The sequence below is a fragment of the Burkholderia sp. YHN3-13 genome (assembly GCF_055810675.1).
In genome coordinates, this window is sequence record NZ_JBVVNQ010000006.1 from 140145 (window position 1) to 163723 (window position 23579).

Genomic DNA, 23579 nt, shown 5'->3' on the forward strand with positions numbered 1-23579 from the left:
GCGCGAGACTTACTGGTAGATGAGCGAGTACTGGACCTTCGAATTGGCCGAACCGCCGGTCGCCGCGCCCGTCGCCAGGTATTCGGCGAAGAAGTTCAGCTGGGCGGTACCGTCCTCGCCGATCGAGACGACTTGCGAGTTCTGGTCCAGCGAGTTCGCGCCGACCTTGATCGGGGCTTGCTGGTCGTTCAGGACCTGCAGGACGACGTTCTTCGCTTCGGGCGCTTCGATCGTGCCCTTGTCGAGCGACAGCTTGCCGTCGGCCGTCACGTTCGTTGCGTTTTCAAACATGACCTGGACCTTCGTCGGGTTGCCCTTCGAATTGTCGCTATCCACCGCGCAGCCCGTCAGCTTGAAGCCGAAGGCCGTGCGGCCGGCGACCGCGCCCGCGGCGTTCAGCGAGCCCGAGCTGACCGTCGGCATGGCGACCGACTTGTTCGACGTCGCGCCCGCGGCCGTACCGTCGATCTTGCAGGTCGCCGCGGTAACGTTGCCGGTGAACGTAATGGTGCCGTCCGCCGCGTGGGCCGCCGATGCCAGGCCGAGGCCTGCCACGGCCAGAAGGGTCGAAACGATCTTGGTGCTGGTTGCGAGTTTCATGGTATTGATCTCAAACGATGGTTGATGATTTGAAACGTGCATGCATCATTCGGTGCTCGTGTCTAAAAATGACGAAGCGCGATTCGAAGACCATTATCGAAATTTCGGACAATTTATCGAATTGGACGCGACCGATTTGATTTGATTTTCAAATAGGACAAGTACGATATTGAGGTTTTTCGTTTGATGTCCCATATGAGCGGACCCGCGAGCCAAGCCGGTCATCGACCAGGAAGACGCGACCCGTTGTGACCGGAGTGCAGGTTGGGGACGAGTCAGATTTCTTCGATGCTTTTGCGGTATCGCGAGTGCGAACGACCACCCGAAGCCTGCTGTTGGCGAGGATGCTTTTCGTCGGCTTCTTCTGTCCGGCGTATCGCGCGCAGAAGCCCTAGCTTGCGGATACGTCCGAGTCGCGGCGGCAGCGCCGATCACCCCGGCCGGCATCTCCGCGTCGCGCGACGCATTGGTACCGGGCACGCTGATCGGCACGCGTGCGCTGAAGACATCGACCACGCATGCGCTGTACAACGACTGTCCGACAGATCGGGGCACAGCGGCCTGACATGGCACATTCGTTCCGAACGTGACGTATGTCCTCGCCGGGCGTTCGCATCCCGTTTATGAAACGGATGCGCCGGGAATCGGATACGCTGCCAGGGCCAATGCGGAGAGTTGGAACGGAAATCCTCGAATTCATGGGAAGGCAGTGACGCGACGCCCGCCGCAACCCGTGATATCGGACCTGAGAAATGGTGGAGCAATCTCGCGGCCCGGCGACTCATCCGCGGTCCTCTTTCATCTCGAATTGGCGAAAATCGCGCAGCCCCCCAAACGCGTGACCGCAAATCGGGAATCAATCAGGAAAATTCGAAACCCCGAATAACGATCGTCCGTTGCGCGCGGCGCAACGCCTCATTGGCCGACAACGCCACGCGATGGCGTCGAGCATTCAGCGACGCCCCGGCCCCGGCACCGCAAGGGGCGCATCCCCGCCTCCCCGCTTCCCGACGCGCCCCCGCCCCCTGTCGCTACAATAGGCGCCATGAACGCCCCCACCTCCTCCGACACGCCCGAATCCGGCGACGCGCACATCGCGCGCAACCGGCTCGAGGCCCATCTGGACGCCGCGCCGCGCGCGTGGCCGCTCGACATCGTCGCCGCCACCGGCTCGACCAACGCCGACGTCGCGGCGCGGCTCAAGGCGCTGCCGCGCAACGCCCAGGCCCTGCCCGCGCCGCTCGTGCGCGTCGCGTTCGAGCAGACGGCCGGCCGCGGCCGGCAGGGCCGCCCGTGGTTCGCGCAGCCCGGCAATGCGCTGCTGTGCTCGGTCGGCTGCATCGTGCCGCGCCCCGTCGACGCGCTCGGCGGCCTCAGCATCGCGATCGGCGTCGCGCTCGCCGAAGGGCTGGCCACGCTGCCGCTCGACGCGCGCGCGCGCGTCGCGCTCAAATGGCCGAACGACCTGCTGCTGATGACCGACGACGGCGCGCCGCACCTCGTCGGCAAGCTCGCCGGGATCCTGATCGAAACCGTCTGGACCACCGCCGACGCCACCGCCGTCGTGATCGGCTTCGGCATCAACGTGCGCGGCGCGGAAGCCGTCGCCGCGCAGGTCGATGCGCTGCGCGCGCGCGAAGCGACGCTCGCGAGCGGGCTGCCGCCCGCCGCGCTGTCGATCGCATGCGCGTCGGCCAACCTCACCGATACGCTCGCCGCGTCGCTGAACGCACTCACGCCCGCGCTCGCGCAGTTCGGCACCGACGGCCTCGCGCCGTTCCTGCCGCGCTGGCACGCGCTGCACGCGTATGCGGGCCGCGAAGTCGTGCTGCTCGAGCAGGGTGTCGAACGTGCGCGCGGCATCGCGACGGGCATCGACTCGACCGGGCAACTGCTGCTCGACACGCCGGACGGCGTGCAGACGATCGCGGCCGGCGACGTATCGCTGCGCGAAGCGCAATGAGCGAGCCGCACCTGCTGATCGACGCCGGCAACAGCCGGATCAAGTGGGCGCTCGCCGACACGCGGCGCACGCTCGTCGATACGGGCGCGTTCGGCCACACGCGCGACGGCGGCGCCGATCCCGACTGGTCGCGCCTGGCGCGGCCGCACGGCGCGTGGATCTCGAACGTCGCCGGCGCCGACGTCGCCGCGCGGATCGACGCGCTGCTCGACGGGCGCTGGCCGGGCCTGCCGCGCACGACGATCCGCGCGCGGCCCGTGCAATGCGGCGTGACGAACGGCTATACGACACCCGAACAGCTCGGCAGCGACCGCTGGGCCGGCCTGATCGGCGCGCACGCGGCGTTTCCCGGCGAGCATCTGCTGATCGCGACGTTCGGCACCGCGACGACGCTCGAGGCGCTGCGCGCGGACGGCCGCTTCACGGGCGGGCTGATCGCGCCGGGCTGGGCGCTGATGATGCGCGCGCTCGGCACGCACACCGCGCAGTTGCCGACGCTGACCACCGATATCGCGAGCGGGCTGCTCGCCGGTGCGCAGGCCGAGCCGTTCCAGGTCGATACGCCGCGCTCGCTGTCGGCCGGGTGCCTGTATGCGCAGGCCGGGCTGATCGAACGCGCGTGGCGCGACCTGGCCGAAGCCTGGCAGGCGCCCGTGCGGCTCGTACTGGCCGGCGGTGCGGCGGACGAGGTCGCGCGCGCGCTGACGGTCCCGCATACGCGGCACGATGCATTGATCCTGTCCGGGCTCGCGCTGATCGCGGCCGAGGCCGCGCAGGATTGACGGAACAGGTGCCGGCAGCGCGCCGGTACGTGACGGCGCGGGTCCGGACGGACGCGCGTCACACCGACGATGCGGGGCGCGCGGCGCGGCTGCAACCGCCCGCGCAATCGATCGGCGCGAACCATGAAAAAGCCGGCCATGCGGCCGGCTCGACTGAATGACGTGAACCACGTCGATGACGACAAGGAGTTTCGACGATGCTGCGCTGGCTGATCGCTGTTCTCTTTCTCGCCAACATGCTCGCGTTCGTGGCGGCACGCGGCGTGTTCGGGCCGCTGCCGGCGGCCGGCCCGCGCGAACCCGGCGTGCTGTCGCGGCAGGTGCGGCCCGACGCGCTGCGCGTGACGCCGCTCGCGCAGGCGACCGACCAGCCCGTCATCGGCGGCCCGATCGCGCCGCCGGCGGTCACGACCGCACCGCTCGCCGCGTCCGCGCCCTGACGGCGCCGGTCCGCGCTCAGGGCTGCTGCGCGCGCACCTTCTTCAGCAGCGCGGTGGTCGAGCGGTCGTGCTCGAACGGAATCGCCAGCGCACGGCCGCCCCAGCCGCGCACGAGCGCCGATTCCGGTAACGCATCCATGTCGTAGTCGCCGCCCTTCACGAGGATGTCCGGACGGACGGCCTCGATCAGCGACACCGGCGTCTTTTCCCCGAACGTCACGACCCAGTCGACGCTTTCCAGCGCCGCGAGCAGTGCCGCGCGGTCTTCTTCGCGATTGATCGGCCGGTCGTCGCCCTTGCCGAGCATGCGCACCGACGCATCGCTGTTCACGCCGACGATCAGGCACGCGCCGAGCGCTTTCGCGTCGGCGAGATACGTGACGTGGCCGCGATGCAGGATGTCGAAGACGCCGTTGGTGAACACGACGGGCGACGGCAGCGACGCGCGCAGTGCGACGAGGGCATCGCGGGTGATCAGCTTGCGTTCGAAGGTAGCGGACATGGTGGAGATCGGACGGAATGAACGATGGCCCGCGCAACGGCGGCGCCAGTTAAAAAGCCCGCCGGGCTGGCCAGGCGGGCTTCATGCAACGAATACGCGACGGCGCCGTGCGGCCGGCGCGCATCACGCCGGCGGCGGCACCTGCCGGCCTCAGGCCGGCTGCGCGGCCGACGACGGGCCGCTTTCGGCCTGCAGGCGGCCGGTGACTTCCTTGCGATAGCGGTTCAGCTCCTGCGCGGTCGCGAACGTACGCTCGAACAGGATCGACAGGTTGTGCAGGATCCGCTCGACGACCTTCTTTTCCCACTCCCCGTCGAAACGGATCTGCTCGTCGAGCCAGCGCTCGAGCCATTCCGGATCGGGCAGGCGCGACTGCACGGTGTCGCGCGGGAACAGCGCCTGATTCACGTGCAGGTTGGTCGGATGCAGCGGCTTCTCGGTGCGGCGCGCCGACGCCATCAACACGCCGATCTTCGCGAACGCGGCGCGTGCGACGTCGCCGCAGTTGTTCAGCGCCTTCTTCATGTAGCGCAGGTAGGCGCCGCCATGACGCGCTTCATCGCGCGAGATCGTTTCGTAGATCTGCTTGATGACGGGCTCGGTGTGCCAGTCGGCCGCGCAGCGGTACCAGTGGTTCAGGCGGATCTCGCCGCAGAAGTGCAGCATCAGCGTCTCGAGCGGCGGCGCCGGGTCGAACTGGAAGCGCACCGCGTGCAGTTCCTCTTCGGTCGGCACCATGTCCGGCTTGAAGCGGCGCAGGTATTCCATCAGCACGAGCGAATGCTTCTGCTCCTCGAAGAACCACACGCTCATGAACGCGGAAAAATCGCTGTCGTGCTGGTTGTCGCGCAGGAACATTTCGGTCGCGGGCAGCGCCGACCATTCGGTGATCGCGTTCATCTTGATCGTCTTCGCCTGCTCGTCGGTGAGCAGCGAAGCGTCGAACTTGTCCCACGGAATGTCCTTCTCCATGTCCCAGCGGACGGCTTCGAGCGACCTGTAAAGTTCCGGATAAAGCATCGTGTTCATGATGGTCCCACCCCTGTTCTGCGCAATGCGACTTCTCTAAACGTGACTGTTGCCGCGCCAGCGCGCCACGCGCGCTTTTTGCAGCCAAGACTCAAATTTTACGCGGGAAACCGGCCCGCCGGACGTTGATTCCTCGTCCGGCAGCCGTGCGGCCGCGTCGCCGCCGTTGGGCATGCCGCAGCCGCGCTCCGTTCGGACGAAGCCGGCCACGCTTGCCTGCGTTGGGGGCCGGCGCTGGCCGGCTCGTTGGCGCGCCCGTCCCCTGCCCCAGGCGGGTTCCCCGGAGGGTCCCGTGCGGATGCCGGATCGGCGGGCTGCTCGATATGGTGTATACGGCGGCGGCCATGATAGCACGCGTGCATGACGGTTCCGAGACGCCCGCCGGTCTCGCGCCGCCAACCGTGGTGCGGCGATCGGTCGCGGGCAACCGTCGCGAAAACGCAACCTTACATTCTCCTGCGCGTGTCAGACCCGTATTTTTCCGGCCGTGTGGCCGCCTTCCGGCGGCGTGCCGGCCGCGGGCGCCCCGCCGCCGTCCGCCTGCGCGATCCAGCCGGCGAGCGTGTCGCGCTGCGCGCGCCCGTCGACGTAGCCGAGCTCGATCAGCTCGCGCGTGAACGCCTCCTCGAACAGCAGGTAGCTCGCGAACGACGCGCCGGCCGGCTGGCTGCCGCCGATCGCGCCGAGCAGCCCGCGCATCGTCGCCGGCATCTGCTTCAGGTGCTTCGCGGCGATCAGCTCGATGCGCTCGGACGGCGCGATCGCGAGCACGTCGACGTGCCGCCAGCCGCTGTCGACCTCGACCTGGTGCGGCAGGTGCTCGATCATCCGGTTGATGTGCTCGATGCGTTCGATGTCCGAACCGATCGAGTCGAGGAACACGCTCGCGAGTACCTGCTGGCCGATCTGCGCGAGCGTCGGGTAGCCGCGCACCAGCCCGGCGCCGTTCGCGGCCGGGATTTCGGGGCGCGGGTCGGCCGCGCCGATGACGACGATCCGGTCCGCACCGAAGTGGATGGCCGGCGACAGCGGCGCGATCTGCCGGATCGACCCGTCGCCGAAGTATTCGATCTGCCCGTCGAGCACGAGCGGCACGGCCGGGAACACGAACGGGATGGCCGACGACGCGAGCAGGTGCGACGCCGACAGGTCGACGAGCCGCGCGGTGCGCTGCGCGCGCCGCCATGCCTGGATCGGCTGCGCCGCCTGGTAGAACGTCAGGTGCCGGCCGCTCGAATAGCTGAGCGCGGTGATCGAAAGCGCATGCAGCAGCCGCGCCTCGAGCATCTGCTCGATCCGGTGGAAGCTCAGCTCGCGCTGCAGCAGGTGTGCGAGCGGCGTGTTGTCGAGCAACCCGCGCGGCGAGCGGCGGGCCGCCCAGCCGAACGTCATGGTCGCGAGCCAGCGCGCGCCGGCGGCCGCGATGCCGAGCCAGTCGCTGCGATAGACGTAATCGGCGCGCAGCGGCTCCCAGAACTCGAGCAGGCGCCGCACGCCGTGAGAGAAATCGTCCGCGTGGCTCGCGAGCGACGTCGCGTTGATCGCGCCGGCCGACGAGCCGCACACCACCGCGAACGGCAGCGTGTGCCGCTGCGGATCGGCTTCGCGCGCGATCTCGGCCAGCGCCTTCAGCACGCCGACCTGGTAGGCGGCACGCGCGCCGCCCCCCATCAGAACGAGCGCGAGCCGCATGATCGACCTGCTACCGGCGCCGCGTCACGTCGAGCGCTTCGGCGGACGCGTTTCGGGCGACGAAGCGGCGGCGGCGCGCGCCGCGGCGGAGCCGGACGGCTTTGCGCGCTTCGCGGCGGGCTTGCGCGGCGCGGCGGCCGCCGGCGCCGGCTTCGCGGCCGGCTCCGGCGCGGCGGCCGCATCCGGCGGCGCGTCGCCGGGCGCGGCGGGCTGCATGCCCGGCTGCGCCATCGCGAGGCTCGCGAGCTGGTTGAACTGCGACTGCAGCAGGTTCCACCAGCCGGCCGGGTCGAACGCCTGCCCGGCGTCGCCGGCGGGCGCATCGGCGGCATCCGGCGCCGGCGCCGCGTCGCCGGACGGCGCGGCCTTCGCCGCCTGCGCGGCGGCAACGGCCGCGTCCTCGGCCGCCGACATCGAGCTTTGCGCGAACGCGCCGAACGCACGCAGCGTCGCGAGCGTCGCACGCTGCACCTCGAGCGCCTGGATCGCGGACTGCAGCATCCCGAGGTTGAGCTTCAGCCACTGCTCGACCGCGCGCAGATCGGTGATCCGCTTGTCGAGTTCCTCGACGCTCGTGAGCGGCGCCATCATGTCGGACATGCTCGACAGCGACGGCGGCAGCCCTGTCGCCGCGCCGGGAAACGGCGCCATGCCGCCGAACGGCGACATCCGCATCATGTCCCACATGCGGTCCATCATGTCGGCGGGCTTGAAGCCGGCAAAGCCGGCGAAAGGGTTGGCGTCGGAGGCATCGGTCGTCATACGGGCATCCTGTTTGACTGGGGAAGCGAGGCGGCCGCCATGCGTCGCGCGGCCGCGCGTGAATCGATCATAGCGCGCGCGTCAGAACGGCGCGTCGCCGGGGAACGCGGGCGGGCGCCGCTCGCGCAGCGAGCGGATGCCCTCCTGCACGTCGGGCCCCGAGAAGCCCATGAATTCGAGCGCGAGCGACGTATCGAAGGTCGGGCCGGCCGAGCGCAGCCAGTTGTTCAGCGCGTACTTGGTCCAGCGGATCGCCGACTGCGAACCCTGCGCGAGCCGCTCGGCCACTTCGTACGCCTTCGGCAGCAGGTCGGCCGGCTCGACCGCGAGCGAGACCAGCCCGATCCGCTCGGCCTCCGCGCCGCTCACGGGCTCGCACAGCAGCAGGTAGTACTTCGCCTTCGCCATCCCGCACAGCAGCGGCCACACGATCGCCGCGTGGTCGCCGGCCGCGACGCCGAGCCGCGTATGGCCGTCGATGATGCGCGCATCCCGCGCGGCGATCGAGATGTCGGCGAGCAGCCCGGCGACGAGCCCCGCGCCGACGGCCGGGCCATGCATCGCCGACACGATCGGCTTGCTGCAGTTGATCACGTTGTAGACGAGGTCGCGCGCCTCGCGCCACACGCGGGCGCGCACGTCGAAGTCGTTGGCCATGTCCTCGACGAGCGCGAGATCGCCGCCCGCCGAAAAGCCCTTGCCTTCGCCGCGGATCACCGCGACGCGCGTGTCGGGATCGCGGTCGACGTCGCGCCAGATGTCGGCGAGCTCGCGATGCATGCGCGCGTTCGCGGTCGCGAGGCCGCTGCGGTTCGCGCCCTCGCCGCTCATCACGATGTCGAGCACGCCGTGGTCGCGGCGCGTCACCTTCAGTGCTTCGTAACCGCCGTACGCGGCGAGATCGGCCATGTGCCGCTCCTTGTTCGACGCTCTTGAATCGAGTGTAGCCAAGCCCGCGCGGGCAAACATCGGGCGAAACCCGGCGCGCGGACCGGGGCCGGGTGTCGCGGTACGCGGCTTACGCCGCGCCGTCGGGCGGAGCGACCGACTGCTCGATCGCGCCGAAGATCGACTTGCCGGCCGTGTCGAACATCTCGATGCGCACGGTGTCGCCGTAGCGCATGAATTCGGTCTGCGGCGCGCCGTGCTCGATCGTCTCCAGGCAGCGCTTCTCGGCGATGCAGCAGTAGCCGCGCTTCGCGTCCTTGTTCGACACCGTGCCCGAGCCGACGATCGAGCCGGCACGCAGGTTGCGCGTCTTCGCCGCGTGCGCGATCAACTGGCCGAAGTGGAACACCATGTCGGTGCCCGCATCGGGCTGGCCGACCTTCCTGCCGTTCCAGTGGACGATCATCGGCCGGTGCACGCGGCCTTCGCGCCATTCGTCGCCGAGCTCGTCGGGCGTCACGGCGACCGGCGCGAACGCGGTGGCCGGCTTGCTCTGGAAGAAGCCGAAACCCTTCGCGAGCTCGGCCGGAATCAGGTTGCGCAGCGACACGTCGTTCACGAGCGTGACGAGCCGCACGGCCTTCAACGCGGCGTCGGGCGATGCGCTCATCGGCACGTCGCCGGTGATCACCGCGACTTCCGCCTCGAAATCGATGCCCCATTCCTCCGACGGGCACACGACGTCGTCGCGCGGGCCCAGGAAATCGTCGCTGCCCCCCTGGTACATCAGCGGATCGGTCCAGAATTCGGGCGGCATCTCCGCGCCGCGCGCGCGGCGCACGAGCTCGACGTGGTTCACGTAGGCGGAGCCGTCGGCCCACTGGAACGCGCGCGGCAGCGGCGCCATGCAGTTGGCCGGATCGAACGCGAATGCATGGCGCGCGCGGCCGTGGTTCAGCGCGTCGTACAGGTCGCGCAGCTGCGGCGCGTAGAACGCCCAGTCGTCGAGGACGCGCTGCAGCGTCGGCGCGATCGTGTCGGCGATCGCCGCGGTGTGCAGGTCGCGCGACACGACGATCAGCTGGCCGTCGCGCGTGCCGTCCTTCAGCGAAGCAAGTTTCATAAGGGGGACTCTGCCGTTGTAGTGACGATGGAGGGAATCTATTTTACGATGGTGAATCCATGCGGCGCGCGACGATCGCGCCTGCCGTTTCCGCCCCGATTCCTGCCGCATTTTCGCGCACCCGTTGCCCATGCCCGCCAGCCCGCTTCCCGACGACGATCTCGCCGACTCCGACACCGATGACGCCGCTTCCGGCGAGCACGGCGAGAAAGTCCGTTCCGGCATCCAGTCGATCGAGGTCGGCTTCCGCCTGCTCGACGTGCTGACGAGCGAGCCGCGCGCGATGATGCTGCGCGATCTCGCGCAGCGCGCGGGCATGAGTCCCGCGAAGGCGCACCGCTACCTCGTCAGCTTCTCGCGGCTCGGCGTCGTGTCGCAGGACCCGGTGTCCGGCCGCTACGAGCTGGGCGGTTTCGCGCTGCAGATGGGGCTCGCGCGGCTCGCGCGCGTCGACGGCGTGAAGCTCGCGCGGATCGCGCTGACCGAATTCCGCGACCGCCTCGACCAGACGGTCGGTATCGCGGTGTGGGGCAACCAGGGGCCGACGATCGTGCATTGGATGGAATCGAGCCATCCGGCGAAGGCGTCGCTGAAGCTCGGCGACGTGATGCCGCTGCTCGGCTCGGCGACGGGCCTGCTGTTCGCCGCGTACCTGCCGCGCGGCAAGACCGCCGCGATGCTCGAGCGCGAACTCGCCGATACGCGCCGCTCGCCGCACCACGGCGGCCCGCGCACGCTCGACGAGGTCGACGCGGTGCTCGCCGACGTGCGCCGGCACGAAGCCGCGCGCGTCGAAGGGATGCTGCTGCCGACGATCCACGCGTTCTGCATGCCGGTATTCGATGCGGTCGGCGAACTCGCGCTCGCGCTCGTCGCGCTCGGCCAGGAAGGCTCGTTCGACATCGCGTGGGGCGGCGAGATCGACACCGCGCTGCGCGCATGCGCGCGGAAACTGTCTTACGAACTCGGCTATAGTCCCGACGCACGCGACGCCTGACGCACCGGTACACGTCTCGCATCGCGAACGCGCAGCGCATCCGACGGTCCGATTCCTGTGGCGCGCTTGCGCGCCCGACGTCACGCGACCGCCCCGATCCTGTTCCGATGCCCATTCAGCCCGCCGACATCCGCCCGAGTCACGCCCTGCCCCGCCGCTGGCTGCGCGTGGCCGTCGCGCTCGTCGTCGTGCTGGTGCTGCATGCGCTCGCCGCCGTCTGGCTGATGCGCAGCCGCGAATCGTTCACGCCGCCGCCCGCCGAAATCCCCGTGCAGATCGAGCTGCTGAAACCGCGGCCGATCGAGCGCCAGCCTGCCCCGCCGGCGCCGAAGCCGGTCGAACGCCCGGCCCCCGCCACGCCCAGGGCTGCCGCGCCGAAACCCGCGCCGGCGCCCGAGCCGGTCCTCACGTCGACGCAGACGGCCGAGCACGGCGAACCGCCGCCTGCCGCCGCGTCGGCGGCGAGCGGCGTACCGGGTGCGTCGGGCGCGCAAGCCGCATCGGCCGCCGGCGCCGGCAGCGCCGCGACGCCGGGCCCTGCAACGAGCGGCGTGAAGTTCGCCGCGCCCCCGTCCGGCGACCTGCAATACGACACGTTCTACAACGGGATGCAGAACATGATCGGCACGATCCGCTGGCGCACCGACGGGCACACGTACGACCTGTCGGTGTCAATGCCCGTGCCGTTCGTCGGCCCGTTCACCTATCGCAGCGAAGGCCGCATCGACGCGTTCGGCATCGCGCCCGACCGTTACGTCGAGAAGCGCGGCAAGCGGCCGGAAGACATCGCGATCTTCAACCGCGAGATCCGGCAGGTCGTGTTCACGCGCACGCCGAACAACGCACCGCTGCCCGACGGCGTGCAGGACCGCTTCAGCATGCTGATGCAGTTGTCGGGGCTCGTGCGCGGCAATCCGTCCGCGTACAAGCCGGGCGTCACGCAGCAGTTCTTCGTGATCGACAACAACAGCGGCGAGACCTGGCCGATCGCCGTGATCGGCGACGAGCAGGTGCAGACGCAGGCCGGCATTATCGACGCGCGGCACTTCATGCGCCTGCCGCGCCGGGACGGCGATACGCGCCGCATCGACATGTGGCTCGCGCCGTCGCTCGGCTGGCTGCCCGCGCGACTCATGCAGACCGAGCCGAACGGTGCACAGATCGAGCTGGTGTGGCATGGCCCCCTCGCGGCGCCGAGCGTGCCGGCCGACGCCGCGCCGCCGGGCGGCGCAACGAACGCGCCCGCCGGCGCGCCGGCGCCGGGGGCCTCGCCCACACCGGCCGCGGAACCGGCCCAACCGGTGCCGCCGGCCGCCGTGCAACCGCCCGCCCAACCGGCTGCTTCGACTGTCACACAGTGAACCCGCGCGTAAGCGCACGCGATTCGGCAATTTCGACCGATTACAGATTCCCGTGAAATGGCCGATGACACTCTTTAACAACTATTTCCGTCCACCGGCAGACAATGGGAAACGTTTCATCGATATCGGCTTCTAACCGATACACCCCACGCAAACGGGAACGGGGTGTGCAGCGCAAGCCCCTTGAAACCGGCAAGGCTCGCCCCACCTAGGGGACAACAAGGCCAGATGCCACTGCGAAGAGGAGTGCCGCCATGCAAATGATCTACAACAGCCCCAACTACTGCGTCGTCGAATTCGCGCCGCAGGCCGGCCATCATCTGATGAATGCCGGCGGATACGAAATCGTCGACAAGAACGCGCAGCGCGAAATCTTCATCGACGGCGAGCTTGCCGAACGATTCCGCGCACACGTGAAGCAATTGATCGAGGATGAGCCGTCGCTCGACGAGGTCGACGAATTCCTCGGACAATTCGACAGCCTGATGATGATGCCCGTCGTGCTGCACTGACGACCCGCGGCCCGGCGCCTCGTGCGGCCGGGCCATTCGCCGCGCACGCCGCGCGGCCCCCGCGAGCACTCCGATCACGCCCCCGCCCGGTTCGCCGGCGGGGGTTTTCATTTGGCGGGCCGCCCGCGCGGCGCAAGGCCGGGCGGCGCTCAGGCGCACCGGCTACAATGGCGGTTTTCCGTCTTCGCCGGTCTTCCGCCCATGTCTGCGACCCCTCTCGCCGCTTCCGTCCCGCTCGACGCGCCCTACACGCGCGGCGCCGCACTGCCCGCGCTGCTGAAATCGCGCATCCTGATCCTCGACGGCGCGATGGGCACGATGATCCAGCGCTACAAGCTCGACGAAGCCGCGTATCGCGGCGAGCGCTTCAAGGATTTCCCGCGCGACATCAAGGGCAACAACGAGCTGCTGTCGCTCACGCAGCCGCAGATCATCCGCGAGATCCACGACCAGTACTTCGCGGCCGGCGCCGACATCGTCGAGACCAACACGTTCGGCGCGACGACCGTCGCGCAGGCCGACTACGGGATGGAAGATCTCGTCGTCGAGATGAACGTCGAGTCGGCGAGGCTCGCGCGCGAATCGGCCGCGAAATACGCAACGCCGGACAAGCCGCGCTTCGTCGCGGGCGCGATCGGGCCGACGCCGAAGACGGCCAGCATCTCGCCCGACGTCAACGATCCGGGCGCGCGCAACGTCACGTTCGACGAGTTGCGCACGTCGTACTACCAGCAGGCGAAGGCGCTGCTCGACGGCGGCGTCGACCTGTTCCTCGTCGAGACGATCTTCGACACGCTGAACGCGAAGGCCGCGCTGTTCGCGCTCGACGAGCTGTTCGAGGATACCGGCGAGCGCCTGCCGATCATGATCTCGGGCACCGTCACCGACGCGTCGGGCCGGATCCTGTCGGGCCAGACGGTCGAGGCGTTCTGGAATTCGCTGCGCCATGCGAAGCCGCTCACGTTCGGCCTGAACTGCGCGCTCGGCGCGGCGCTGATGCGCCCGTACATCGCCGAGCTCGCGAAGCTGTGCGACACCTACGTGTCGTGCTACCCGAACGCGGGCCTGCCGAACCCGATGAGCGACACGGGCTTCGACGAAACGCCGGACGTCACGTCGGGCCTGCTGAAGGAATTCGCGCAGGCCGGGCTCGTGAACCTCGCGGGCGGCTGCTGCGGCACGACGCCCGAACACATCGCCGAAATCGCGAAGGCGCTCGCCGACGTGAAGCCGCGCCGCTGGCCGAACCAGTACAGCGACAACGCCTGACCGCCCCCCACGTCCTTCATCACCAGAATTCGCACCGCCATGACCGATCACATGATGCGCCTTGCCGGCCTCGAGCCGTTCAACGTCACGCCCGGGACGCTCTTCATCAACGTCGGCGAACGCACCAACGTCACCGGCTCGAAGGCGTTCGCCCGGATGATCCTCAACGGCCAGTTCGACGAGGCGCTCGCCGTCGCGCGCCAGCAGGTCGAGAACGGCGCGCAGGTGATCGACATCAACATGGACGAGGCGATGCTCGATTCGAAGGCGGCGATGGTGCGCTTCCTGAACCTGATCGCATCGGAGCCGGACATCGCGCGCGTGCCGATCATGATCGACTCGTCGAAGTGGGAGGTGATCGAGGCCGGCCTCAAGTGCGTGCAGGGCAAGGCGATCGTGAACTCGATCTCGCTGAAGGAAGGCGAGGACGCGTTCCGCCACCACGCGAACCTGATCCGCCGCTACGGTGCGGCCGCGGTCGTGATGGCGTTCGACGAAACGGGCCAGGCCGACACGTTCGAGCGCAAGACCGAGATCTGCAAGCGCTCGTACGACTTCCTCGTGAACGAAGTCGGCTTCCCGCCGGAAGACATCATCTTCGACCCGAACATCTTCGCGGTCGCGACGGGCATCGAGGAGCACAACAACTACGCGGTCGACTTCATCGAGGCGACCCGCTGGATCAAGCAGAACCTGCCGTACGCGAAGGTGAGCGGCGGCGTGTCGAACGTGTCGTTCTCGTTCCGCGGCAACGACCCGGTGCGCGAGGCGATCCACACCGTGTTCCTGTATCACGCGATCCAGGCCGGGATGGACATGGGCATCGTGAACGCGGGCCAGCTCGGCGTGTACGCCGATCTCGACGCGGAACTGCGCGAGCGCGTCGAGGACGTGATCCTGAACCGCCGCGCGGATTCGACCGACCGCCTGCTCGAGATCGCCGACAAGTTCAAGACCGGCGCCGCGAAGAAGGAAGAGAACCTCGAGTGGCGCAACCAGCCGGTCGAGAAGCGCCTCGCGCACGCGCTCGTGCACGGCATCACGAACTTCATCGTCGAGGACACCGAGGAAGCGCGCGCGAAGATCGCCGCGGCCGGCGGCCGTCCGATCAACGTGATCGAAGGGCCGCTGATGGACGGGATGAACGTCGTCGGCGACCTGTTCGGCCAGGGCAAGATGTTCCTGCCGCAGGTCGTGAAGTCGGCGCGCGTGATGAAGCAGGCCGTCGCGCACCTGATCCCGTTCATCGAGGAAGAAAAGCGCCTGCTCGCGGAAGCGGGCGGCGACGTGCGCGCGAAGGGCAAGATCGTCATCGCGACCGTGAAGGGCGACGTGCACGACATCGGCAAGAACATCGTGTCGGTCGTGCTCCAGTGCAACAACTTCGAAGTGGTCAACATGGGCGTGATGGTCCCGTGCAACGAGATCCTCGCGAAGGCGAAGGTCGAGGGCGCGGACATCATCGGGCTGTCGGGCCTCATCACGCCGAGCCTCGAGGAAATGGCGTACGTCGCGTCCGAAATGCAGCGCGACGACTACTTCCGCGTGAAGAAAATCCCGCTGCTGATCGGCGGCGCGACGACGTCGCGCGTGCACACGGCCGTGAAGATCGCGCCGCACTACGAAGGCCCGGTCGTCTACGTGCCGGACGCATCGCGCTCGGTGTCGGTCGCGTCGAACCTGCTGTCCGACGAAGGCGCGGCGAAGTACCTCGACGAGCTGAAATCCGACTACGAACGCATCCGCGACCAGCACGCGAACCGCAAGGCGCAGCCGATGGTCACGCTCGCCGAGGCGCGCGCGAACAAGACCAAGGTCGACTGGGCCGGCTATACGCCGGTGAAGCCGAAGTTCATCGGCCGCCGCGTGTTCAAGAACTACGACCTGGGCGAGCTCGCGAACTACATCGACTGGGGCCCGTTCTTCCAGACCTGGGACCTCGCGGGCCCGTACCCGGCGATCCTGAACGACGAGATCGTCGGCGAATCGGCGCGGCGCGTGTTCTCCGACGCGAAGTCGATGCTCGCGCGCCTGATCCAGGGTCGCTGGCTGACCGCGAGCGGCGTGATTGCGCTGCTGCCGGCGAACACCGTCAACGACGACGACATCGAGATCTACAGCGACGAATCGCGCTCGGAAGTGCTGCTCACGTGGCGCAACCTGCGCCAGCAGAGCGTGCGGCCGGTGGTCGACGGCGTGATGCGGCCGAACCGTTCGCTCGCCGACTTCATCGCGCCGAAGGCGTCGGGCGTGGCCGACTACATCGGGATGTTCGCGGTGACGGCCGGCCTCGGCGTCGACGTGAAGGAAAAGCAGTTCGAAGCCGACCACGACGACTACAGCGCGATCATGCTGAAGGCGCTCGCCGACCGCTTCGCGGAAGCGTTCGCCGAAGCGATGCACGCGCGCGTGCGCCGCGAGCTGTGGGGCTACGCGAGCGGCGAGACGCTCGACAACGACGCGCTGATCGCGGAAAAGTACGCGGGCATCCGCCCGGCGCCCGGCTACCCGGCCTGCCCCGATCACCTCGTGAAGCGCGACATGTTCGACGTGCTGCATGCGGACGAGATCGGCATGAGCGTGACCGACTCGCTGGCGATGCTGCCGGCCGCGAGCGTGTCGGGCTTCTACCTCGCGCATCCGGACAGCCGCTATTTCTCGGTCGGCAAAATCGGGCAGGATCAGCTCGAGGATTACGCGCGGCGCATGGCGCTGTCGCTCGACGACGCGCGCCGCGCGCTCGCGCCGCAGCTCTGATCGACGCGGACGGGCGGCCACCCGCCCTTTTGATCAGACAAAAGAAAAAGCCCGCGTTCGAGCGGGCTTTTTCTTGCGTTGCCGGTCTTTCGACCTGCCGGGCAACGAAGCTCAGAAGCCCCAGTGCACGTCGGCCTCGCCGGCCTTCGCCTCGCGCAGCATCGTGAGGAACGGCGCGACGCGCTGTGCCAGGCTCGGCGGCACTTCGTGGTGCGCGTGGTCGGCTTCGTCCTCGTGGAAATGGCCGGCATGCTCGGCGCGTTCCTGCTTCGCCTGCGCAACGGCGCCTTCCAGCTTGGCGATCGCGTGGTCCAGTTCGTCGTGCGTAATCACACCGCGCTCGCCCAGCTGCTTGCCGACGAGGCCCAGCACGTACACGGCGAAATCCTTCAGCACGTCGAGATCCTGTGCCGCCTTGCTCTTGAACGTAATCATGACAATTCCCTTTTCATCTTGTTGTGCCTGCGCGGCGCGGTTGGGGAACGCTGGCAGACCGGCGTCCGGCCTCGCGGACGCGGACCGCCTGAGCGGCATATTAGCACCTGTTAAAATTCTGCGATCCCTGAAACGCGCGCTTAAAAAGCGCGCCGGCGGGCCGGCGTTTCCGGCCGCCACCAACGAAGCCTTCTACCAGCATGCTGCCAGCACACAAACAGACCCTCGAAGCCCTGCTCGCGGATAGCGTCAAGCAGGTCGCACACGCGCTGAAAGGCGCCGATGCGGCGTCCGTCGCCCCGACCATCACGCTGGAGCGTCCGAAGGTCGCCGCGCACGGCGACGTCGCGTGCAACGTCGCGATGCAGCTCGCCAAGCCGCTCGGCACGAACCCGCGCCAGCTCGCCGAACAGATCGTCGCCGCGCTCACCGCGCAGCCGGCCGCGCAAGGCCTCGTCGAAGCCGCCGAGATCGCCGGCCCCGGCTTCATCAACCTGCGCCTGTCGGCCGCCGCGAAGCAGGCGGTGATCGCCGCCGTGTTCGACCAGGGCCGCGCGTTCGGCACGTCGGATCGCGAAAAAGGCAAGCAAGTGTTGCTCGAATTCGTGTCGGCGAACCCGACCGGCCCGCTGCACGTCGGCCACGGCCGCCAGGCCGCGCTCGGCGACGTGCTCGCGAACGTGATCGCGAGCCAGGGCTACGCGGTGCACCGCGAGTTCTACTACAACGATGCCGGCGTGCAGATCGGCAACCTCGCGATCTCGACGCAGGCGCGCGCACGCGGCCTGAAGCCGGGCGACGCGGGCTGGCCGGAAGCCGCGTACAACGGCGAATACATCGCCGACATCGCACGCGACTTCCTGAACGGCGAGACGGTCGCCGCGTCGGACGGCGAACCGGTCAAGGGCACGGGCGACGTCGAGGATCTCGACGCGATCCGCAAGTTCGCGGTCACGTACCTGCGTCGCGAGCAGGACATGGACCTGCAGGCGTTCGGCGTGAAGTTCGACCAGTACTACCTCGAGTCGTCGCTGTACAGCGAAGGCCGCGTCGAGAAGACGGTCGACGCGCTGATCAAGGCCGGCATGACCTACGAGCAGGACGGCGCGCTGTGGCTGCGCACGACCGACGAAGGCGACGACAAGGATCGCGTGATGCGCAAGTCGGACGGCACGTACACGTACTTCGTGCCGGACGTCGCGTACCACGTGACGAAGTGGGAGCGCGGCTTCACGAAGGTGATCAACATCCAGGGCTCGGACCACCACGGCACGATCGCGCGCGTGCGCGCCGGCCTGCAGGGGCTGCACATCGGGATTCCGAAGGGCTATCCCGACTACGTGCTGCACAAGATGGTCACCGTGATGCGCGACGGCCAGGAAGTGAAGATCTCGAAGCGCGCGGGCAGCTACGTGACGGTGCGCGACCTGATCGAATGGTCGGGCGGCGCGGCGGCGGGCCAGGAAGCGGCACCCGACCTGATCGACGAGGCCACCATCACGCGCGGCCGCGACGCGGTGCGCTTCTTCCTGATCTCGCGCAAGGCCGATACCGAATTCGTGTTCGACATCGACCTCGCGCTGAAACAGAACGACGAAAACCCGGTCTATTACGTCCAGTACGCGCATGCGCGGATCTGCTCGGTGCTCAACGAACTGAAGTCGCGCTACAGCGTCGACGTCGCGCAGCTGCCGGGCGCCGACCTGTCGCAGCTGACGAGCGCGCAGGCGGCGTCGCTGATGCAGAAGCTGGCCGAGTACCCGGACATGCTCACGCACGCGGCGAACGAGCTGGCGCCGCACGCGGTCGCGTTCTACCTGCGCGATCTCGCTGGCGAATTCCACTCGTTCTACAATGCGGAGCGCGTCCTGGTCGACGACGAAGCGCCGCGCAATGCGCGCGCCGCGCTGCTCGCCGCGACCCGGCAGGTGCTCGAGAACGGCCTGGCGGTGCTCGGCGTGTCCGCGCCCGCCAAGATGTAAGCAGCCCGATCCGGGCAGCGAATGGCCGCGGCAGCGCCTGCCGCGGCCTTTTCACGATTCTTTTTGCAGGTGACTCAAGCAATGGCACAACCACGCCGAACTTCGAAGCAATCGAAACAAGCCGGAGGGACATTTCTTGGAATCGTGCTGGGCCTGATCGTCGGCCTGGCGATCGCCGTGGTGGTGGCGCTCTACATCACGCGTTCGCCGTCTCCGTTCGTGTCGAAGGTCGCGCCGCCGCCGGCCGACAACGGCGCGAGCCAGCCGCAGCAGTTCGACCCGAACCGCGCGCTGCAGGGCAAGACGCCCGGCCAGCCGGTGCCGCAGGCCGCGCAGCCCGCACCGCCGAACACCGCGCCCGGCCAGGCCGCGAATCAGACCCAGGGCGGCCTGCTGCCCGAGCCGCAGATCGTCGAGGTGCCGCCGTCGGGCAACCCGAACGGCACCAGCGGTTCGAACAACACCGCGGCATCGAACAATACGTCGTCGGGCAACGGCGTCGCCGTCGCACCGAAGCCGGCCGACACCACGCCGCCGCCGAAGAAGACGCAACAGGCGCAGCAACAGCAGCAAGGCGGCGAGGACGACCTCGCACGCTTCGCCGCGCAGAAGCAGGCGCAGCAGGCCGCCGCGCAAAAGCAGCAACAGCAGCTGGCCGCGAACACGCCGAAGCCGACGTCGTCGGCTGCCGCCGCCGCGGCCGCGAAGCCGCCGACCGCGAACGACGCGAACACCGGCTACTTCCTGCAAGTGGGCGCGTACAAGACCGAAGGCGACGCCGAGCAGCAGCGCGCGCGCCTCGGCTTCCAGGGCTTCGAGTCGAAGGTGTCGAAGCGCGACGTCAGCGGCGTGACCTATTTCCGCGTGCGCGTCGGCCCGTTCTCGAAGTTCGAGGATATGAACTCGGCCCGTCAGCGCCTGTCCGACGCAGGTGTCGACACGGCTGTGATCCGCTTCACGAAGCAGTAAGCCAACCGGCCGAGCCCACGCAGAACCCGTTACGTTCCGTAACCCGAGCAACTGATTCGACGTTCACAACATGAAAAAACTGCTTAGCACGCTCCTTCTGTCCCTGGGCCTGGCCGCCGGCCTCGTCCACGCTTCGCCCGCCGCGCCGGTCGCCGGCAAGGACTTCGAGGTGATGAAGTCGCCGCAGCCGGCGTCCGCGCCGGCCGGCAAGGTCGAGGTGATCGAGTTCTTCTGGTACGGCTGCCCGCACTGCTACGAATTCGAGCCGACGATCGAGGCCTGGGTGAAGAAACAGGGCAACAACATCGACTTCAAGCGCGTGCCGGTCGCGTTCCGCGACGACTTCGTTCCGCACTCGAAACTGTTCTACGCGGTGTCCGCGCTCGGCATCGCCGAGAAGGTCACGCCGGCGATCTTCAACGCGATCCACAAGCAGAAGAACTACCTGCTGACGCCGCAGGCGCAGGCCGACTTCCTGGCCACGCAAGGCGTCGACAAGAAGCAGTTCATGGACGCGTACAACTCGTTCAGCGTGCAGGGCGAGGTGAACCAGTCGGCCAAGCTGCTGAAGGACTACGCGATCGACGGCGTGCCGACGGTCGTCGTCCAGGGCAAGTACAAGACGGGCCCCGCCTACACGAACAGCATCCCGGGCACGGCCCAGGTGCTCGACTTCCTCGTGAAGCAGGTTCAGGACAAGAAGCTCTGATCCCCGTCCGCGCACCGGCATGACTACTCCGCTGAAGGTCTTCATCACCGGTGCGTCGAGCGGCCTCGGCCTCGCGATGGCCGAGGAATACGCCCGCCAGGGCGCCACGCTCGCCCTCGTCGCGCGGCGCACCGATGCCCTCGATGCGTTCGCGCGGCGCTTCCCCAAGCTGTCCATCTCCGTCTATTCCGCCGACGTGCGCGACGCCGACGCGCTCGCGACGGCCGCCGCGTCGTTCGTCGCGACGCATGGCTGCCCCGACGTCGTGATCGCGAACGCGGGCATCAGCCAGGGCGCCGTCACGGGCCAGGGCGACCTCGCGACGTTCCGCGACGTGATGGACATCAACTACTACGGGATGGTCGCGACGTTCGAGCCGTTCGTCGGCCCGATGACGGCCGCCCGCCACGGCACGCTGGTCGGCGTCGCGAGTGTCGCCGGCGTGCGCGGCCTGCCGGGCTCCGGCGCGTACAGCGCGTCGAAATCGGCCGCGATCAAGTATCTCGAATCGCTGCGCGTCGAATTGCGCCCGGCCGGCGTCGGCGTCGTGACGATCGCGCCCGGCTACATCCGCACGCCGATGACCGCGCACAACCCGTACCGGATGCCGTTCCTGATGGACGCCGACCGCTTCGCCGCACGCGCGGCGCGCGCGATCGCGCGGCAGCACGCGTTCCGCGTGATTCCGTGGCAGATGGGCGTCGTCGCGAAGGTGCTGCACGTGCTGCCGCGCTGGCTGTACGACCGCCTGTTCGAAAAGGCGCCGCGCAAGCCGAAGGCCGGCGCGCACTGACGAGGCGTCGGCGCGGCCCGCGCGACGTGCGCCGGGCCGTATCGTCGCCATCGACGCGTCGGTTCCGCGTCACCTTCCGAGGCGCCCTCGCCGCGCCCGTCCGCTTCGCCGTCCGCCCGTCCCCCCCGCGCCTGCGCCGCATCAACACCCGTTCCGTCGCGAACGCAGCCGTTTTTCGGTCAATTCGCCGCGTTCCGGCGCCTTTTTTCACGCGTCGCGCGCTTTGACGGTATGCTATTCGCCAGCCGCGCCGGCCCTGCCCGCTTCCGGGCCGCGCCCGCATCCGTCACCCAGCAAAAAACACAAGCCACGTGGGAGATCCTATGCACGTCAAGCTGTTCGCGGCGGCCGCCGTTGCCGCCGCCCTCGCCGCCCCCGGCCTCGCCGCCGCCAAGCCGCTCACCGTCTGCACGGAATCGAGCCCGGACGGCTTCGACGTCGTGCAGTACAACTCGCTCGTCACGACCAACGCATCGGCCGACGTGATCTTCAACACGCTCGTGTCCTACGACGAAGCCGCGAAGAAGGTCGTGCCCGCGCTCGCCGACAAATGGGAAGCGAGCGCCGACGGCCTCACATACACGTTCCACCTGCGCCCGAACGTCGCGTTCCAGACCACCGACTATTTCAAGCCGGGCCGCGCGCTGAACGCGGACGACGTCGTGTTCACGTTCACGCGGATGCTCGACGATTCGAACCCGTGGCACAAGGTGGCCGGCGCGAGCGGCTTCCCGCACGCGCAGTCGATGGGCCTCGTGAAGCTCGTGAAGTCGGTCACGAAAGTCGACGACAGCACCGTGAAGTTCGTGCTGAACGAGCCGAACGCGACGTTCGTGCCGATCCTGACGATGGGCTTCGCGTCGATCTATTCGGCCGAATACGCGGACCAGTTGCTGAAGGCCGGCAAGCAGGCCGACCTGAACGCGAAGCCGGTCGGCACCGGCCCGTTCGTGCTGAAGAGCTATACGAAGGACGCGCTGATCCGCTACGACGTGAACCCGACGTACTGGGGCACGAAGCCGAAGGTCGACCGGCTGATCTATGCGATCACGCCGGACCCGTCGGTGCGGCTGCAGAAGGTGAAGGCCGGCGAATGCCAGATCGCGCTGTCGCCGAAGCCGCAGGACGTGCTCGCCGCGAAGGGCGACAGCGCGCTGAAGGTCGTGCAGACGCCCGCGTTCATGACCGCGTTCGTCGCGCTGAACACGCAGAAGAAGCCGCTCGACAACGACAAGGTGCGCGAGGCGCTGAACCTCGCGTTCGACCGCGCGACCTACCTGAAGGTCGTGTTCGACAACACCGCGACGGCCGCGAACAACCCGTACCCGCCGAACACGTGGAGCTATGCGAAGGATGTCGCGCCGTATCCGTACGATCCCGCGAAGGCGAAGCAGCTGCTCGCGCAGGCCGGCTTCCCGAACGGCTTCTCGACGACGATCTGGACGCGCCCGACCGGCAGCGTGCTGAACCCGAACCCGAAGGTCGGCGCGGAACTGCTGCAGGCCGACCTCGCGAAGATCGGCGTGAAGGCCGACGTGAAGGTGATCGAGTGGGGCGAGCTGATCAAGCAGGCGAAGCTCGGCCAGCACGACATGCTGTTCATGGGCTGGGCCGGCGACAACGGCGATCCGGACAACTACCTGTCGCCGCTGTTCAGCTGCAATGCAGTGAAGTCGGGCATCAACTTCGCGCGCTTCTGCGACGCGCAGCTCGACAAGCTGATCGCCGACGGCAAGTCGACGGCCGATCAGGCGAAGCGCGCGAAGCTGTACGAATCGGCGCAGAAGATCATCCACGACCAGGCGCTGTGGATCCCGCTCGGCTACCCGACGGCCGCCGCGCTCACGCGCACGAACGTGGGCGGTTATCACGTGAGTCCGTTCGGACGCCAGAACTTCACGACGGTGGCCGTGCAGTAACCGCGCGTGGCGCGCAAGCGACGGCCCTGCGCCGCTCGCTTGCGACCCGCGCGCGCCGCTTGCTACACTGCGCGCCTGTTCCTCCTACCGGACGC

21 protein-coding genes are annotated in these 23579 nt (G+C 68.4%); 13 read left to right on the plus strand and 8 right to left on the minus strand.

The genetic code is table 11. The annotated features are described in order from the left end of the window. Positions 1 to 9: 9 nt before the first annotated feature. Entirely contained in the window at positions 10 to 600 is a 591-nt protein-coding gene (locus AC0KUR_RS16385; RefSeq protein ID WP_034189185.1) for a fimbrial protein, read from the minus strand. A gap of 1045 nt (positions 601 to 1645) precedes the next feature. Here AC0KUR_RS16385 and AC0KUR_RS16390 point away from each other — a divergent pair. The 3 genes from AC0KUR_RS16390 (at position 1646) to AC0KUR_RS16400 (ending at position 3785) form a co-directional block, all read left to right on the plus strand. Beyond that, on the plus strand, positions 1646 to 2563 hold the full coding sequence (locus AC0KUR_RS16390) for a biotin--[acetyl-CoA-carboxylase] ligase (protein ID WP_473376177.1): 918 nt from the start codon (positions 1646 to 1648) through the stop codon (positions 2561 to 2563). Continuing rightward, positions 2560 to 3345, plus strand: a complete 786-nt coding sequence (locus tag AC0KUR_RS16395; RefSeq protein ID WP_200086519.1) for a type III pantothenate kinase — start codon at positions 2560 to 2562, stop codon at positions 3343 to 3345. Before AC0KUR_RS16390 ends, AC0KUR_RS16395 begins: the two co-directional genes overlap by 4 nt. Positions 3346 to 3542: 197 nt before the next feature. Beyond that, positions 3543 to 3785, plus strand: a complete 243-nt coding sequence (locus tag AC0KUR_RS16400) for a hypothetical protein (RefSeq protein ID WP_473376178.1) — start codon at positions 3543 to 3545, stop codon at positions 3783 to 3785. A 16-nt stretch (positions 3786 to 3801) separates the two neighbouring features. Here AC0KUR_RS16400 and rfaE2 read toward each other — a convergent pair whose 3' ends face one another. The 6 genes from rfaE2 to AC0KUR_RS16430 all read right to left on the minus strand — a co-directional run bounded on the left by rfaE2 (position 3802) and on the right by AC0KUR_RS16430 (position 9781). Further along, on the minus strand, positions 3802 to 4287 hold the full coding sequence (gene rfaE2, locus AC0KUR_RS16405; protein WP_006477674.1) for a D-glycero-beta-D-manno-heptose 1-phosphate adenylyltransferase: 486 nt from the start codon (positions 4285 to 4287) through the stop codon (positions 3802 to 3804). A 150-nt stretch (positions 4288 to 4437) separates the two neighbouring features. Next, entirely contained in the window at positions 4438 to 5316 is an 879-nt protein-coding gene (locus AC0KUR_RS16410) for a ferritin family protein (RefSeq protein WP_034189181.1), read from the minus strand. Positions 5317 to 5781: 465 nt separating this feature from the next. Continuing rightward, complete coding sequence (locus AC0KUR_RS16415; protein WP_473376179.1) at positions 5782 to 7008, minus strand: patatin-like phospholipase family protein; 1227 nt, start codon at positions 7006 to 7008, stop codon at positions 5782 to 5784. Positions 7009 to 7032: 24 nt separating this feature from the next. Then, positions 7033 to 7770, minus strand: coding sequence for a PhaM family polyhydroxyalkanoate granule multifunctional regulatory protein (locus AC0KUR_RS16420; protein ID WP_124670234.1), 738 nt, complete (start codon positions 7768 to 7770; stop codon positions 7033 to 7035). An 81-nt stretch (positions 7771 to 7851) separates the two neighbouring features. Continuing rightward, entirely contained in the window at positions 7852 to 8679 is an 828-nt protein-coding gene (locus AC0KUR_RS16425; RefSeq protein ID WP_034189178.1) for an enoyl-CoA hydratase/isomerase family protein, read from the minus strand. Between the two features lie 109 nt (positions 8680 to 8788). Continuing rightward, positions 8789 to 9781: a fumarylacetoacetate hydrolase family protein gene (locus tag AC0KUR_RS16430; protein WP_034189177.1), complete on the minus strand. Its 993-nt coding sequence runs from the start codon at positions 9779 to 9781 to the stop codon at positions 8789 to 8791. A 130-nt stretch (positions 9782 to 9911) separates the two neighbouring features. Between AC0KUR_RS16430 and AC0KUR_RS16435 the strand changes: the two genes are divergently transcribed. From AC0KUR_RS16435 to metH, 5 genes are all read left to right on the plus strand, one after another. Then, positions 9912 to 10778, plus strand: coding sequence for an IclR family transcriptional regulator (locus AC0KUR_RS16435; RefSeq protein WP_034189176.1), 867 nt, complete (start codon positions 9912 to 9914; stop codon positions 10776 to 10778). 107 nt (positions 10779 to 10885) lie between these two features. Beyond that, a complete protein-coding gene (locus AC0KUR_RS16440; RefSeq protein ID WP_473376180.1) occupies positions 10886 to 12139 on the plus strand; it encodes a DUF3108 domain-containing protein in 1254 nt (417 codons plus the stop codon). Positions 12140 to 12393: 254 nt separating this feature from the next. After that, entirely contained in the window at positions 12394 to 12651 is a 258-nt protein-coding gene (locus tag AC0KUR_RS16445; protein ID WP_006477667.1) for a BTH_I0359 family protein, read from the plus strand. A 201-nt stretch (positions 12652 to 12852) separates the two neighbouring features. Beyond that, positions 12853 to 13920 carry a homocysteine S-methyltransferase family protein gene (locus AC0KUR_RS16450; RefSeq protein ID WP_059558828.1) on the plus strand — a complete coding sequence of 356 codons (1068 nt, stop codon included), beginning with the start codon at positions 12853 to 12855 and terminating at the stop codon, positions 13918 to 13920. A gap of 39 nt (positions 13921 to 13959) precedes the next feature. Then, positions 13960 to 16677: a methionine synthase gene (metH, locus tag AC0KUR_RS16455; RefSeq protein WP_473376181.1), complete on the plus strand. Its 2718-nt coding sequence runs from the start codon at positions 13960 to 13962 to the stop codon at positions 16675 to 16677. 111 nt (positions 16678 to 16788) lie between these two features. On the opposite strand, the gene AC0KUR_RS16460 is transcribed toward metH, so the two are convergent. Further along, positions 16789 to 17112 carry a DUF1840 domain-containing protein gene (locus tag AC0KUR_RS16460; RefSeq protein WP_011353361.1) on the minus strand — a complete coding sequence of 108 codons (324 nt, stop codon included), beginning with the start codon at positions 17110 to 17112 and terminating at the stop codon, positions 16789 to 16791. Positions 17113 to 17312: 200 nt separating this feature from the next. Between AC0KUR_RS16460 and argS the strand changes: the two genes are divergently transcribed. From argS to AC0KUR_RS16485, 5 genes are all read left to right on the plus strand, one after another. Continuing rightward, on the plus strand, positions 17313 to 19094 hold the full coding sequence (argS, locus tag AC0KUR_RS16465) for an arginine--tRNA ligase (RefSeq protein ID WP_059558831.1): 1782 nt from the start codon (positions 17313 to 17315) through the stop codon (positions 19092 to 19094). 81 nt (positions 19095 to 19175) lie between these two features. After that, a complete protein-coding gene (locus AC0KUR_RS16470) occupies positions 19176 to 20063 on the plus strand; it encodes an SPOR domain-containing protein (protein ID WP_049032406.1) in 888 nt (295 codons plus the stop codon). 70 nt (positions 20064 to 20133) lie between these two features. Beyond that, on the plus strand, positions 20134 to 20772 hold the full coding sequence (locus AC0KUR_RS16475; RefSeq protein WP_034189169.1) for a thiol:disulfide interchange protein DsbA/DsbL: 639 nt from the start codon (positions 20134 to 20136) through the stop codon (positions 20770 to 20772). A gap of 19 nt (positions 20773 to 20791) precedes the next feature. Continuing rightward, on the plus strand, positions 20792 to 21565 hold the full coding sequence (locus AC0KUR_RS16480) for an SDR family oxidoreductase (RefSeq protein WP_226229372.1): 774 nt from the start codon (positions 20792 to 20794) through the stop codon (positions 21563 to 21565). A 323-nt stretch (positions 21566 to 21888) separates the two neighbouring features. Further along, positions 21889 to 23484: an ABC transporter substrate-binding protein gene (locus AC0KUR_RS16485; RefSeq protein ID WP_034189167.1), complete on the plus strand. Its 1596-nt coding sequence runs from the start codon at positions 21889 to 21891 to the stop codon at positions 23482 to 23484. Positions 23485 to 23579: the final 95 nt, after the last annotated feature.

Excerpts from the sequence above, each read along its gene's own strand:
- AC0KUR_RS16445 (WP_006477667.1), top strand. The coding sequence starts at position 12,394 with ATGCAAATGATCTACAACAGCCCCAACTACTGCGTCGTCGAATTCGCG.
- AC0KUR_RS16395 (WP_200086519.1), top strand. The coding sequence starts at position 2,560 with ATGAGCGAGCCGCACCTGCTGATCGACGCCGGCAACAGCCGGATCAAG.
- AC0KUR_RS16460 (WP_011353361.1), bottom strand. The coding sequence starts at position 17,112 with ATGATTACGTTCAAGAGCAAGGCGGCACAGGATCTCGACGTGCTGAAG.
- AC0KUR_RS16480 (WP_226229372.1), top strand. The coding sequence starts at position 20,792 with ATGACTACTCCGCTGAAGGTCTTCATCACCGGTGCGTCGAGCGGCCTC.
- AC0KUR_RS16475 (WP_034189169.1), top strand. The coding sequence starts at position 20,134 with ATGAAAAAACTGCTTAGCACGCTCCTTCTGTCCCTGGGCCTGGCCGCC.
- AC0KUR_RS16415 (WP_473376179.1), bottom strand. The coding sequence starts at position 7,008 with ATGCGGCTCGCGCTCGTTCTGATGGGGGGCGGCGCGCGTGCCGCCTAC.
- AC0KUR_RS16470 (WP_049032406.1), top strand. The coding sequence starts at position 19,176 with ATGGCACAACCACGCCGAACTTCGAAGCAATCGAAACAAGCCGGAGGG.
- AC0KUR_RS16485 (WP_034189167.1), top strand. The coding sequence starts at position 21,889 with ATGCACGTCAAGCTGTTCGCGGCGGCCGCCGTTGCCGCCGCCCTCGCC.
- AC0KUR_RS16390 (WP_473376177.1), top strand. The coding sequence starts at position 1,646 with ATGAACGCCCCCACCTCCTCCGACACGCCCGAATCCGGCGACGCGCAC.
- rfaE2 (WP_006477674.1), bottom strand. The coding sequence starts at position 4,287 with ATGTCCGCTACCTTCGAACGCAAGCTGATCACCCGCGATGCCCTCGTC.
- AC0KUR_RS16420 (WP_124670234.1), bottom strand. The coding sequence starts at position 7,770 with ATGACGACCGATGCCTCCGACGCCAACCCTTTCGCCGGCTTTGCCGGC.
- metH (WP_473376181.1), top strand. The coding sequence starts at position 13,960 with ATGACCGATCACATGATGCGCCTTGCCGGCCTCGAGCCGTTCAACGTC.
- argS (WP_059558831.1), top strand. The coding sequence starts at position 17,313 with ATGCTGCCAGCACACAAACAGACCCTCGAAGCCCTGCTCGCGGATAGC.
- AC0KUR_RS16440 (WP_473376180.1), top strand. The coding sequence starts at position 10,886 with ATGCCCATTCAGCCCGCCGACATCCGCCCGAGTCACGCCCTGCCCCGC.
- AC0KUR_RS16400 (WP_473376178.1), top strand. The coding sequence starts at position 3,543 with ATGCTGCGCTGGCTGATCGCTGTTCTCTTTCTCGCCAACATGCTCGCG.
- AC0KUR_RS16430 (WP_034189177.1), bottom strand. The coding sequence starts at position 9,781 with ATGAAACTTGCTTCGCTGAAGGACGGCACGCGCGACGGCCAGCTGATC.
- AC0KUR_RS16425 (WP_034189178.1), bottom strand. The coding sequence starts at position 8,679 with ATGGCCGATCTCGCCGCGTACGGCGGTTACGAAGCACTGAAGGTGACG.
- AC0KUR_RS16410 (WP_034189181.1), bottom strand. The coding sequence starts at position 5,316 with ATGAACACGATGCTTTATCCGGAACTTTACAGGTCGCTCGAAGCCGTC.
- AC0KUR_RS16435 (WP_034189176.1), top strand. The coding sequence starts at position 9,912 with ATGCCCGCCAGCCCGCTTCCCGACGACGATCTCGCCGACTCCGACACC.
- AC0KUR_RS16385 (WP_034189185.1), bottom strand. The coding sequence starts at position 600 with ATGAAACTCGCAACCAGCACCAAGATCGTTTCGACCCTTCTGGCCGTG.
- AC0KUR_RS16450 (WP_059558828.1), top strand. The coding sequence starts at position 12,853 with ATGTCTGCGACCCCTCTCGCCGCTTCCGTCCCGCTCGACGCGCCCTAC.